The organism is Leptotrichia sp. HSP-342, assembly GCF_041199995.1.
In the GTDB taxonomy this organism is placed as follows: Bacteria; Fusobacteriota; Fusobacteriia; order Fusobacteriales; family Leptotrichiaceae; genus Leptotrichia; species Leptotrichia mesophila.
In genome coordinates this window covers 63,598-78,028 of record NZ_CP165646.1, presented here as the reverse complement: position 1 = coordinate 78,028, position 14,431 = coordinate 63,598, and the positions used below count along the sequence as shown (strand labels likewise).

General features: G+C 23.6%; 10 protein-coding genes. All 10 read right to left on the bottom strand.

The window, feature by feature from the left end; translation table 11 throughout:
* Positions 1-22: 22 nt before the first annotated feature.
* The 10 genes from AB8B23_RS00320 to rfbA all read right to left on the bottom strand — a co-directional run bounded on the left by AB8B23_RS00320 (position 23) and on the right by rfbA (position 14,417).
* Positions 23-1,117: a DegT/DnrJ/EryC1/StrS family aminotransferase gene (locus tag AB8B23_RS00320; RefSeq protein WP_369712967.1), complete on the bottom strand. Its 1,095-nt coding sequence runs from the start codon at positions 1,115-1,117 to the stop codon at positions 23-25.
* 31 nt (positions 1,118-1,148) lie between these two features.
* Positions 1,149-3,125, bottom strand: a complete 1,977-nt coding sequence (locus AB8B23_RS00315; RefSeq protein ID WP_369712966.1) for a hypothetical protein — start codon at positions 3,123-3,125, stop codon at positions 1,149-1,151.
* A gap of 63 nt (positions 3,126-3,188) precedes the next feature.
* Entirely contained in the window at positions 3,189-4,928 is a 1,740-nt protein-coding gene (locus AB8B23_RS00310; protein ID WP_369712965.1) for a hypothetical protein, read from the bottom strand.
* An 8-nt stretch (positions 4,929-4,936) separates the two neighbouring features.
* Positions 4,937-6,052 carry a non-hydrolyzing UDP-N-acetylglucosamine 2-epimerase gene (gene wecB / locus AB8B23_RS00305; RefSeq protein WP_369712964.1) on the bottom strand — a complete coding sequence of 372 codons (1,116 nt, stop codon included), beginning with the start codon at positions 6,050-6,052 and terminating at the stop codon, positions 4,937-4,939.
* A 2-nt stretch (positions 6,053-6,054) separates the two neighbouring features.
* Positions 6,055-7,113 (bottom strand): hypothetical protein, encoded by a 1,059-nt coding sequence (locus AB8B23_RS00300; protein ID WP_021743339.1) that lies wholly within the window; start codon positions 7,111-7,113, stop codon positions 6,055-6,057.
* On the bottom strand, positions 7,110-10,031 hold the full coding sequence (locus AB8B23_RS00295) for a glycosyltransferase (RefSeq protein ID WP_369712963.1): 2,922 nt from the start codon (positions 10,029-10,031) through the stop codon (positions 7,110-7,112). Before AB8B23_RS00295 ends, AB8B23_RS00300 begins: the two co-directional genes overlap by 4 nt.
* A gap of 1,098 nt (positions 10,032-11,129) precedes the next feature.
* Entirely contained in the window at positions 11,130-11,861 is a 732-nt protein-coding gene (locus tag AB8B23_RS00290) for an ABC transporter ATP-binding protein (protein ID WP_021743342.1), read from the bottom strand.
* 13 nt (positions 11,862-11,874) lie between these two features.
* Complete coding sequence (locus tag AB8B23_RS00285) at positions 11,875-12,639, bottom strand: ABC transporter permease (RefSeq protein WP_369712962.1); 765 nt, start codon at positions 12,637-12,639, stop codon at positions 11,875-11,877.
* A 5-nt stretch (positions 12,640-12,644) separates the two neighbouring features.
* On the bottom strand, positions 12,645-13,541 hold the full coding sequence (locus tag AB8B23_RS00280) for a glycosyltransferase family 2 protein (RefSeq protein ID WP_021743344.1): 897 nt from the start codon (positions 13,539-13,541) through the stop codon (positions 12,645-12,647).
* Between the two features lie 12 nt (positions 13,542-13,553).
* Positions 13,554-14,417 carry a glucose-1-phosphate thymidylyltransferase RfbA gene (gene rfbA, locus AB8B23_RS00275; protein ID WP_021743345.1) on the bottom strand — a complete coding sequence of 288 codons (864 nt, stop codon included), beginning with the start codon at positions 14,415-14,417 and terminating at the stop codon, positions 13,554-13,556.
* Between the last annotated feature and the right edge of the window lie 14 nt (positions 14,418-14,431).

Genomic DNA, 14,431 nt, shown 5'->3' with positions numbered 1-14,431 from the left:
AATAATTACGTTATATTTTAATCTAACCTTTGAATTCATTTAATACCTCCACCACATAACTAATTTCTTCATTTTTCATCCCATTATACATGGGAATACTCAAAACTGTTTCTGCATATTTTTCTGTTACAGGTAGTTTTCCTTTTTTTATATTTAAATATTTATATGCTTCTGACATATGTGGTGGAATTGGATAGTGAATTACTGTCCCTACACCTTTCTCTGCTAAATATTCTTGAAGTCTATCTCTATTTTCATATTTAATTACAAACAAATGCCAAACATGTGTTGCGTTTTCTCTAACTTTAGGTAATTTTATTAATGGATTTTTTATTTCATTAATATATCTTTTAGCAATTTTTTCTCTTTCTTCAGTTAATTCATTTAAATATTTTAATTTTACTCTTAAAAGCCCTGCCTGAATTTCATCTAATCTAGAATTATACCCAACTACTTGATTATAATATCTCTTTTCACTCCCATAATTTCTTAATACTTTTATTTTTTGAGCAAATTCATCATCATTAGTAGCAATTGCTCCTCCATCGCCAAAAGCTCCTAAATTCTTACTTGGATAAAAACTAAAACATCCTATTCCAAAATTACCTGTCATTTTCCCATTAAATTTTGCTCCATGTGATTGAGCACAATCTTCAACTAATTTTAAATTATGCTTTTTACAAATTTCAATAACTTTTTCCATATTAGAAGCTTGTCCATACAAGTGTGTTACCAATATAGCTTTCGTTTTAGAAGTAATTTTTTCTTCTACTTTTTTCATATCCATATTGAAAAATTCATCAGGTTCCACAAATACAGGTGTTGCACCATTCATAGAAATTCCCATAACACTAGCAATATAAGTATTTCCTTGAACTATAACCTCATCTCCTTCGCCTATTCCTAATGCTCTAAAAGTCAATACTAATGCGTTAAGTCCATTATCAACTCCTACAACATTTTTTACTCCCAAATATTTAGCAAATTCTTTTTCAAATTCCTGAACTTCTTTCCCTAAAATATACCAACCACTTCTCAAAACTTCTAAAACTTTTTGTTCATATTCAGATTGGTATTTAAAAAATTGTCTGTCTAAGACATTAAATGGTACTTCCATCGAATTCCCTCTCCTTCATTAAATAAAATCTCTATATAATAGAATCGAAATAAAAAGAACTTAATACAAAAAATAAAATTTCACCTAAAATTATAAAATTAAAATATTTAAATTTATTAAATTTTTTATCAAAAATAACTTCTGTAAATTTAAAGGAAAAAATGTAATAAGCTATTAAATAAAATATTATAAAAAATCTCCATTCTATAGCTAATATAAGTTGCGGTAAAGTAAATACTATAGTTAAAATACTTCCTAATAATAGCTCCTCTTTAGAAAAGTATTCTCTACGATTTCTTTTATTTATCAACAAATAAATTCCAGTTAAAAATATCCAATAGTTAAAAAAACTAAAAATGTATGTTTCAGTACGACTCTTATAAGCAGAAGGATACATTTCTGGTGTTTTTAAATCTATAAAATAAAATATCTTTTTAGTCATTAAAATAGTAGTATCTAATGGATTGCTTATAAATAGAGCAAATGTTTGATTTATATTTATGTCCTCTTTTGTAAAATTATTTTTTAATTTTAGTGCTGTATTATCAGGATTATATTTATATGGATAAATATATACCAAAGTTAATTTCAATGAGTCATTAATATGCTCTTCTACTAAAGTAAAATTTCTTGAACGATTATAACTTCCCCTTTTATCATAAGGAAATAAACCTATATGACCTTGTTTAAAATTTATTACAGCTTGTGGAAAAGCTATCAATATAACTCCCAGAAAAAAATAAACAAAAAAATTTTTTTTTAATTTACAAAATTTATCAATTTTTAAAATTTTAAATCCATATTTTAAAATAAATATAATAGCTACAATATATACCCCAAATTTATAATTTGTTCTAATTAAAGAAGCAATTGTTACCAGTACTCCAGATAAAAAAGCTAAGACTCCTCTATTACCATTTTTATATTTTAAATACATTAAAATACCCCAAAAAAACATTATTACACCAAACATATCAGACAATACGGAATAATACACTCCCCTCCAAAAAAAAGAAAACAAGAGAAACATAACTATAATTTGATAATTTTTTAATATTTTTTTTGTTAAATTCTTGTATATTTCAGGAATTATATAACTTACAAATAGAATTATAAAAAAATTATTAAGTATATAAAATGACCAATATTTATTAAATCTTATTTTAAATATATCGTTTATACTTTGAGCTAGGGCCATTGGAACGTAAGCAAAATATCCTCGAAAAGATACACCTTTTACAAGATACTTAAATTGTAAATTTTTTAAAGCCCATCCCATATTCCAATACCAAAACTGATCCCAAACAACTTCTTTGGTTTTTTCATCAAAATAAGTTTTAGGTAAAAATTCTCCTAAAACACTTATTGTTATAACTATAGATACAAATAAATATAATAATAAAAATACTTTTTTAGGGTTATATCCCAATAAAAAGTTTTTAATTCTTTTTATCTTTAATTTTTTTAGTATGAAGTTTAAAAAATTAAAAACTATATATATAATTACAGTAAGAATAAAATAAATTCCAATTGAATATAAAAAGTATAATTTGCTATTCTGAAACGGAAAATAAGCATAAGTTTCTCCATCTTTTGGAATATCCATATCTAATACTCTAGATTTATTACTAATTTTTACATTTACTTTTTTAATTCCTGTATTAAAAAAATATATCGCATTATTAGGAACTTCTTTTAGATTAAAAGAAATTTTAGTTTCAGGATTACTAAAATAAATTATATACTTATTATTTTTTTCTATTTTTTCTTTTAAATCTGCGTTTTTTAACTTATTTTTTTTGAAAATTTCTTTTAACGAATAAAATTTTGATGTTTCTTCATTTTCTATTATCATGATATTACTATTATCTTTTTCTACAATAGAAATCTCTACTTCTTTAATTGGTAAAATTTTATATACTATTTCATTCACATATGAATACATCATAAAAGATACTATTATAGAAAATAAAAGTTTATAAATTATTACTTTTTTATTTTGTATCATAAAATTTTTCCTCCTTCTCTAATAATATCAAAACCATTTAAAATGATATTATAAATTTAGTATTTAATTAACGATATCAATACTATTAGTAAATATTGTTTTATCAAAATTAATATTATATTTGTAAAATTTCTTATCTTTAATTCCATTTTTTAATTCAATATAGTTATATTCATTATTTTCATTTTTAAAATATACCTTTTTTGACTCCAAATTATTCAATGAAAAAATTGAAATATTTTTAGTTAAAATTTGTTGATCTTGAGTAATACTATCTATAGTACCCAATAAAAATATTTCTCTTTTACCAATATTCCTAGATATTATAATTCCATTTTGATTATCTAATTTATTTGACACTTCTATATTCAATTTCTTTATTTTAGAAATTTCTGTCCAATAATTCTTATGAAGCCCTATCGCCAATCCCATCTTATATAAATCTTCTGAAAATATTTTTTTTTCATTCCAATTAATAATTTCATTCGTTTCAAAAATTCTTTCAGCATCTGTTAATTTTTTATATTCTTTTTCTTGTTTTAAAGAAATAACTTCATTCATAATTTGAGTTGATGTAGAAAATATAACAAAAGTTATCATTGCCAAAAATTTAAAAATTTTATTATTAAATGTACTTACAATTGAGCTAATTATAAATACTGCTAAGAAATATGTAAAATAAGTATTAGTAAACCCTATAAATAAATCAGGTCCTACAATAGGATTTTCTTGATTTGTTTTTGATAGTACTCTCACACTTAATGTTAAAATCATTAAAAATAAAATTATTATGATTATAAAAATATTTTTCTTAATTTCTATTTTTTTTGTATTTAATTTTAAAATTTTGTTAATAAAATATACTCCTAAAATCATATAAAGTATAATTCTCACATTTATAAAAAGTTCACTTTTCTGTGAAAATTCATTACTTACTCTAAAAAGAAAACGATATTTTGCATTAAATAAATAATATCCCGGGAAAGAACTTCTAAACATAAAAAAAATCTGATTTAATGTACGTTTTAAAGAAATTAATGCTAGTTTATTTCCATCGTAAGCACTAGGATAACATAATCTTAATACAAAATATAGAAAAAGATAGGACAATGTTATTATTATTATATATTTTAAATTGACATAAACTATTTTTAATCTACTATTATCTTTTTTTAAGGCCATTACTAAATATAATAAAAAATAAAATAAAAACAACTCATACGTTAACAAACTATACAGATATGTAATTCCACTTATAATTAAAAATTTTTTATTTTCAGTTTCTAAATAACTCTGATAGTATATCAATGAAACAAGAAAAACTGAAATAGATATTCCATACATGCCAGTATATGCATTTGGTGGAACCGGTTCCCATCCCATTGGCAAAAATGCAATAAAAATAATCATACTTAAGAAGCTTAATTTTTTATTTTTAGTTACTTTATATAATAAATAACCAAATAATACAACATTTGAAATAATTATAAAAATTTCTACTAATTTGTATATTTTTTGATTTGTTGAAAAAAAATTCAAATAATTATTTAAAACTAATGGAATGGGCATTCTTCCTTGATGTTGTAAAACTGCTTCATAATGATATTTTAAAAAACTTTTTATCCCTAAAAACTTACAAAGTCTTAATTGTAATTCATCATAAACATTTATTCCTGTTCTATATAGCGGAAACATTAAAATAATCGAGAATATTATTATTAAAATTTTATTTAATTTTAACTTTTCACTTAATAAAATAAAAAAATTTTTATAAATATTAATATTTATCTTTATTTTTTTCATAATTTAGACTACCTTTCTTTTATTTTATCAATTATTTTCAAAATTTTTTTACTTGAATCTCCAACTCCATAAGGATTTTTTGCCTGACTCATCAGATTATACTTTTTTTTATCTTTTAATATTTCTTCCACTTCATTAATTATATTATTTTTTTTAACCCCAATTAATTTTATAGTACCTGCTTCTAAAGCTTCTGACCTTTCAGTTTCAGTTCTTAGTACAAAAACAGGTTTTCCAAGAGCTGGTGCTTCTTCTTGTATTCCTCCACTATCTGTCAATATTAATTTAACTTTTTTCATCAAATTTACAAATGATACATATCCTAAAGGTTCTATTAAATGAATCTGTTTTTGACAACCTATAACTTTATTTACAATTTCTCTTATTTTAGGATTTTTGTGCATCGGAAAAATTATTTCTATATCTTTATTTTGATGTATTATTTCTAATAATGATTCAAAAATATCTTTCATTCTCTCTCCTAAATTTTCTCTTCTATGACAAGTTAACAAAATTATATTCTTATTTTTAAAATCTATATTATTCAAAATTTCACTTTCAAACACGTAATTTTCTTTAATAACACTAAATAAAGCATCTATTACTGTATTTCCTGTAACAAAAACATTTTCTTTTATATTTTCTTTTAATAAATTCTGTTTATTATTTTCTGTTGGAGCAAAATGATAAGTTGTTAAAGAACTTATTAATTTTCTATTCATTTCTTCTGGAAATGGAGAATACATATTATAACTTCTTAAACCTGCTTCAATATGAGCAACTTTAATTTTGTTATAAAAAGAAACCATTGCTGTATTCAAAGCTGTAGAAGTATCTCCATGTACAAAAATTATTTCTGGTTTTTCTTTTTTTATAATTTTATCCATTTTTTCTAAGATAGATATCGAAATATCAATTATAGTTTGTTCTTTTTTCATTATTTTTAAATCATAATCTGGAACAATTTTAAATATTTTTAATACTTCATCTAACATTTCTTTATGCTGACCTGTTATAACAACTTTAACCTTAAATTTATCTTTTTGCTTTAATGATTCTAATACCAAAGGAGCCATTTTTATCGCTTCTGGTCTAGTACCAAATACAAACATTATCTTTAACATCCTTACTCCATTTCTAATACTTTTAAGTATTCTTCTATCCTTTTTTTCCAATTATTTTCATTTATAAACTTTGTATTTATTGTCTTATTAAAATCTTTTATTTTAAAATCTTTTACCGCTTTTTCAAAAGTTTCATAATCTTTATAAAACTTTAAATTTTTATAATCAAATTTCGTAATCTCATCCCATTCTGTTGATATTATATTAGAATTTAACCCAATATATTCGTATATCTTTACAGGATCAACAGCTTCTATTAGATTATTTTTTATAAAAGGTATTAAAAGAATATCAGAAGATTTAATAAATGAGAAAACCTTCTCATGTTTTATACTTCCATAGAAAATTATATTTTTAGGAAAAATATTTTGTGACATTAATTTATTCGGACCTATTAAATAAATAGTATACTTAGGATTATTTATTGCAAAATTTTTCAACATTTCTATATCTAGCCACTTGTCTATAGTTCCTATATAAACTAGGTTAGGCTGTTTCAATATTATATGTCTTATTTTATCAATTTGAATATTAATAGTAGCATTATTAATAACTTTTATTTTTTTATCTTTTATCTCATATCTTTCTAACAAAATTTTTTTTAGTGTAATTGAGCTAACTATTATTTTTGAAGCTACATTTATTAACTCTTTTTCAAAATAGATAATTTTCTTACCTACATTTTTATCATAAAATTCTGGAATATTATCCATGCAATCGTATATAATTTTATAATTTTTCTTATTTATTTCTCTTAAATATTCTATTTGTAAGGGATGTGTTAATATAATTACATCATATTCTTTTAGGTTTATTTTTTTATTAAATAAAAATCTATTTATTAATCTAATAATTCTAAATTTTAAAGAAAACGGAAACACCCAAAATTCTCTAATGACAAAATTTTCTTTTATCTCTATTTTTTTTGATTTTGATTTGAAAAGAGGAAAAACAGAAATATATTCTAATTTTTCTATGTTTTGAGTTATTCCTTCTGATATAAAATGTGGTCTTTGTTTTATCCAATTCCATCCTACTAAAGAAAAATACATTACTTTCATAATTCAAATCTCTTTCTATGTGGTATCCAAACTGTATTCCATTTTTCTTCATAATACTTTTTATTTCTTTCAAATATTCTTTTATATTCTTTATTATTCATTTTTTTAAAAGAAGATCGTCCAAAATGATGAACAAATACATCTTCTGCACAAATTAACTCATATCCCGCATTAGTTAATGCACATGAATAATCATCATCCTCAAACATACCTATCTCATAATTTTCATCTAATAACCCAATTTCGTTAACAATATCTTTTTTTAATGCAACACAATACATTGCTAAAACTTCTATATCTTCATAAATTTCATTATAATGTTCTGTTGTATAGTTTAAAGAAAATTCATCTATTTCATTTTCATTTTTATAATCTACTTTAATTTCTGCTTCATTTCCAATTGAATTCGTTACACTTCCTACCATTCCTACTTTTTTATTTTCAAAATGCTTTATTAATCCTGTTATCCATCCTCTAGTAACAATCGTATCATTATTTAATAAAATATAATATTTTCCGTCTGATAATTTTATTCCTTGATTATTTCCACTAGCAAAACCCATGTTTTCTTTATTTAATTTTATCTTTATGTTAGAATATTCTTCTTTTATTTCTCTCAAATAATTCGGAGTATCGTCTGAAGATGCGTTATCTACAATAATTATTTCATAATTAGGATAAGCTGTTCTTTCCAAAATACTATTAATACATTTTTTAGTTAAATCCAAATTATTATACGTTACTATTATAATACTTACTTTTTCAAACAAATCTTTTGAACATTTCATAATATTTTTAGCTCTATCAGACCAATCATTTTGTTTAGCGAATTCGATTCTTTCTTTTATTTCATATTCTGTATCAACTTTTTCTATTAATTCATTTACAAACTTCAAAAATTCTTCTTTATTTTTAGCTAACTTAACTAAATTCCCTTCATACGGCCTTAATTCGGGAATATCAGTTGCTACAACTTTTTTTCCTGCACTTAAATATTCATAAAATTTTACTGGATTAGTAGCTTTTATTAAATCAATATCATCTTTAAAAGGTATCAAACAAACATCATAGTTCATCAAATAATTTGGTAAATCTTCGTATTTTTTTTCTCCTAAAAAAGAAACATTTGAATATCTTTTTAATATATTTTCTACTTCTGGTTCACTAACTTCTCCAATTAATTCTATTTCTATGTCTGGTCTATTCTTAGCAATAAACTCTACTTTATTAGTATCAAACCAGGAAGAGATTGCTCCATAATACCCTATTTTGACTTTTTCATCTACTTTTTTTTCTCTTAATGCTTTATTAAAAAAACTGAATTCTGTTCCATTTCTAATTATTTTTGTATTTTTAGCGTATTTAGAGGCTCTTTTATTTAAAAAATCTGAAGTAGTTATTACTAAGTCAGACATTTCTAAACATTTTTTTGTTGCTTCTTTTAAATATTTATTTTCTGAAGTTTCTTTGAAATCATTATAATCATCAATATAGTCTAAAATAATCTTCGATTTATATTTATTTTTTAGAAATTCAGTTACTTCATACCAAGTAGGATATTCAAGTATAACTATACTTTCTCTTATGTTAAATTCTTTATATAACTCATCTAATTGTTTTTTTAAAATGTCACTATCTTCTTCAAGAATATCGTAAATCCTTAGTTTTTCTTGTCTTTTTAAAGTTATATTATACAAATTCTCAGTTAATTTATTTATTTTATTTTGTTCACTGAAGTTAGCATTTATATAAAATACTCGATTTCCATTTTGTGATATATTCTTAGCCAAATGCTGAGGTCTTTGATATCTAAAATTCCAATCTATAACTGATAAAAAAACAACATCTACTTTTTTATATGTATAGTCTAATAGTTTAATTTTTTTATTATTTTTTTTCTCCGATTTATCTATTATTGTTTTTCCTTCTAAAACATTTAAAAGATTCATAATTGGATTAAATCTGTAGTCAGATAGCTCACTAGATTTTTTTGTGATCCATTTTATGAATTTCTTTTTCTCCTGAAGAGAACCAAATAACAACTGATGAACTAATCTATTATATAAATGAATTATTTTAGATGATTTTGATTTTAAAACTTTATGTAATAATTTCTGAGTTTCTTGAATATTATTTTTATAAGTATAATTTATTTTTAATATTTTTTCTATTCTTTGTTCTAATAATATATTTTTTTTTGATATTTTTTCTATTCTTTGTTCTAATTTATTCTGTAGTTCCAATGACTCTTCAAAACTTCCGTTGTTAATTTTATCTAATGAAAACTCTTTTAGTTCAATATAATCTTTTTTTATATAGATTAACAATATCTGTTTCCCTGGCCAATATGTTTTTTCATAATTTTCTGTATTTATAATTTTATAATATGCCAAATAGAAATTATCCTGCATCATTTTATAATCATTATAATCAAATCTATAAAAATGTTCTTCATGTAAATTTTTTTCTTGAAACGGCATCATTATGATGGCGATTTTAGAAGTTTGTTTAAATATTTTTTTTAATTGTTCAAAGGGATTATAAAAATGTTCTAGCACATTTGAGCAAATACTAACATCATATAGTTTATTGAAATTTTCTATCGAATTAACTTCAAATTCAATATCAAAATTAGCAAATCGTTTTCTAGCAATTTCAATAGCATCTTTCGAAAAATCTACTCCTAAAACTTTTGAATTTTTAAAAATATCTTTTAGTTGTTTTGTCATTTCTCCTTCTGCACATCCTAAATCTACAATAGATAAATTTTCTAAACAAATTTTTTCGTAAACCCATTCAGGTAAGTTTCTCAATAATATATCTGAAAAAAAAGAGGTTTGTTCTCTTCCACCAAAAGTATCCCAATCTCCTGTTTTAAATCGATCATCCCAATATTTTTTTGAATTTATATTTTGCATATTTATAATTACTCCTTTCGCCTTGCTCAAGGCACAAAACTATATGAAAAATTTTGTCACCCTTTGCAAGAATTATTATATTTTATATTATTTGATTGTAGAGAAAAAATAACTACAAATCACGGGGAAGTGAGCGAATCTACATCTTCTTTTGTAAACCGTATATTTATAGGTGTCGTTGCCTTCTCAAGCATAAACAACTGTGTTTTTAAGCACGTAATCTTATCTTTAGTAAACGATCTCATTTGCTCGGCGCAAACAATTAATATTTTCTCCCTGCTATTACTCAAACCTAACGGTTTAGATTGAAGTTTTTTTTATATCTCTTAAAATTGTTTATGATAATTGCTGCGCGATGTTCAAAATATTTATTGTGTTCTGTATTGCCTATACCGACTGCAATTCTACAAGAGCCATCATTTTTTCTACCTTTACTAAAGGACTGATGTTACAACGGCTCGTTGTTAATAACTGCTAGGATGTATGTGTAAAGTTCAACGGTAATACTGGAATTGGATCCCTGTCTTAAATATTTTTGAAAATCATTGTTATATCATCCTAGTTTACCCTAAATATGTTAAAACCATCAAACATCATTGCTGACATCTTCGCCAAAATTTCTTTAGCTATTATCGGAAACTTCTTGAAAATCTTTTTGACGCTTCCTTTAATCTTGAACCTTAACTTTTAAAAGTTTAAAATTCCTGGACTTAAAGAAGCTATTAACGGGGTTCTTTCTCAAGAATAAGTTGAAAAACTTAGAATTATTAAAAAATATTTTGATTTTGTCAACTCTCTTAAAGATGAACTATAAAAAATTATTTTTAATCTTACTTCTAATTTCACTAATGAAATTGACTTAATCTTTTAGTAAGCTGAAGATTACATCAATCCCTTACTTGTTCAATATGCCAATGCTACTGTTAAAAGCAAGAACAATCCTGAAATTTCTTTAGATGAAGCTATTAATACCATAACTAAACAGGAATTCAGAATCTGAGAAATTGTTTAACAATAATTTTAATTTAATCAAATTTTAATTTTAAAAATGATTAATTTATTTTACTTATTTTTCAATCTTATCATACTTTTCTACTTTTAGCTATTCTTATATTCTTTACAAATTCTATTCGTTTCACCATAATCTTTTACCCTACCTTTATCTAACCAAAGAACTTTTGTGCATAATTCTTCTATTTGTTCTATTGAATGTGATACTATTATAACTGTTACTCCATTTTTTATCATTTCTTTTATTCTATCTTCACTCTTCTTTTGAAATTTAAAATCTCCTACAGATAATATTTCATCTACTATTAATATCTCTGGATTTACAGTTGTTGCTATTGCGAAACCTAATCTTGCAATCATTCCTGAAGAAAAATTTTTTACTGGAATATCAATAAATTCTCCTAACTCAGAAAACTCAATAATTTCATCAAAATGTTTTCTTAAAAATTTTTTACTATATCCCAATATATATCCATTTAAAAATATATTTTCTCTAGCTGTTAACTCCATATCAAATCCTGAACCTAACTCTATCAACGGTGAAATATTACCATTTACTTCAACTGATCCTTTTGTTGGTTTCATTATTCCAGAAATTATCTTCAACATTGTACTCTTTCCAGAACCATTGAAACCTATTATTCCTAATATTTCTCCTTTTTTTAACTCAAAACTTATATCTGTTAAAGCTTTAAATTCCTCGTATTCTAATTCTTGTTTTAAAAATTTAATAACATATTCTTTTAATGAAAATATTTTATCTCTTGTTAATTTAAAACTCATAGATACTTTATTAATTTTTATAATATTTTCTTCCATTTATTTCACCTACTTATACATAAAATATAAATTTATCTTCTTTTTTACTAAATATCCATATTCCTATAATTAGTGATATTAAAGAAGTAATAATACAAATTAAATTAAATTGCAAACTAGGGATTTTTCCATATAGCATAATACTTCTAAAATATTTAATATACATGTATATTGGATTATAATTTATCCAGCTTCTCACGCTCTCAGGTAAAATCTTTATTGGATAAAATATCGGTGTTAAATATGTCCAAACTAACAATAATATACTATACAAATGTAATAAATCTCTGAAAAAAACTGTATAACTTGCTAAAATAAATCCTATACCTAATGAAAATACAAAAACATATATTAATGGAATCGGAAACAATAACATCTCAAATCTTAATGGTAATCTAGTGATTAATGCTACTATCAATATTGCTACTAAAGAAAAAATCATATTTGAAAAACTGAATATAACTTTTGATAGTGGAAACATATATTTTGGTATATATACTTTTTTCATTAATTCTCCGTTCTCTATCACTGAAACCATAGCTATGTTTGTTGCTTCCGAAAAAAAAGAAAAAACTACTTGTCCTATTATTAAATACATTGGAAAATTGGGTATATCCATCCTAAACATTGTTGAAAACACAACACTCATTACCGTCATCATTAGTAATGGGTTTAAAATACTCCAGGTAAATCCTAACATAGATTTTTTATATTTTATTTTTATATCTCTTAAAACCAACTCAAATAATAAATCTTTGTATTTTATGAAATTATTCATTCTTGTTATCCTTTCAATAACATAAATAGACGTTTTTTTAGATTCATATTAAATTTAAAACCTTTTATAATACGTATTATTCTATTTATTTTTTTATCTGTTACTTCTAAATATTGTTCTATTAAAATTTTCTTACTTTCTGTCAATTTATTTCTATATTTTTTCTTTATTTCTATAATTAATCTTCTATCCTTTTCATCAAAATATTTTTTTCTTAATATTTTCTTTATAATATTTCTTTTTACACCTATTTTATTACTATTATGTTGTCTGTATTTCATCAAACTCTTATCCACAAATATTCTTTTTCCGAAAAATTCTGATAACAAATGAAAATATCTGTCATGTAATGTTACATTTTTTAAAAATGGAAGTCCAATATTTATTAATTCTTTATTCATTAAGATAGTAGAACCTTGAACAGTGTAAACAAAAAAACAACTGTTTCCTTTATACTGTAATGCTATTTTAGAATTAATAAACTTTTTTCTTATTATCTTTAGATTTTCATTACAAACAAAAGAATTCGAATGTAGTAATAACGGTTGTTTTAGCTCATCTTTTGAAAGTTTATTCAATTCATTATTATAAATTTCTAATTTATTTTCTATCCAATAATCATCTTGATCAGAAAACATAACAAAATTTTCATAAGAATTTTTAAGCAATTCTTCAAAATTTTTTACAAAACCCAAATTACCTTTATTATCTTCTAAAAGTTTAATTCTTACATCTCTTTTTTGATATTCTCTTAATATTTTTATCGTTTTATCTTTAGAACCGTCATCCCTTATTAACAATTCCCAATTTTTATAAGTTTGATTAATAATTGAATCTATTTGTTCTTTTATATATTTTTCTCCATTATATGTAGCCATTAGTATTTCTATTTTAGGATTCATTTTTTACTCCAATTATTTTATAAGGTTTATCAAATATCTTCCATACTCGGTTTTCTTCATAGTTTCAGAAAGTTTCTTCATTTTTTCATCAGATATCCATCCCTTCTGATATGCAACTTCCTCAATGCAAGCAATATACAAACCTTGTCGCTTTTGTATAGCCTCCACATAATTCGCAGCTTCTAATAAAGATTCATGAGTCCCTGTATCAAGCCACGCAATCCCTCTTCCAAGATTCTTAACATTTAACTTTCCTTCAGACAGGTACATTTCATTTACAGCTGTAATTTCTAATTCACCTCTTGCAGATGGTTTTACATTTTTTGCTTTTTCAACAACTGTATTATCATAAAAATATAATCCCGGTATCGCAAAATTTGATTTAGGTTCTTTTGGTTTTTCTTCAAGTGAAATCGCCTTACCATTTTCATCAAATTCCACAACTCCGTAAGCTCTTGGATCTTTTACTGGATATCCAAATATTATTGCTCCTTCATTTAATTTTGAGGCTTCTTCAACAAGTCCTGTAAACCCACTTCCATAAAATATGTTATCACCTAAAATTAATACAACATTATCGTTACTGATAAATTCTTCACCAATCAAAAATGCTTCTGCAAGTCCATTGGGATTTTCCTGAACCTTATATTCCAAATGAATTCCAATATCACTTCCATCTCCAAGTAGCTCTTCAAATACGGGCAAATCCCTTGGTGTAGAAATAATTAAAATATTTTTTATGTTTGCAAGCATAAGTACAGATAACGGATAATAAATCATCGGTTTATCATAAATCGGCATAATCTGCTTTGATATTGATTTTGTCAGAGGATATAATCTTGTTCCACTTCCTCCTGCTAAAATAATTCCTTTCATGGGAATCCTCCTAA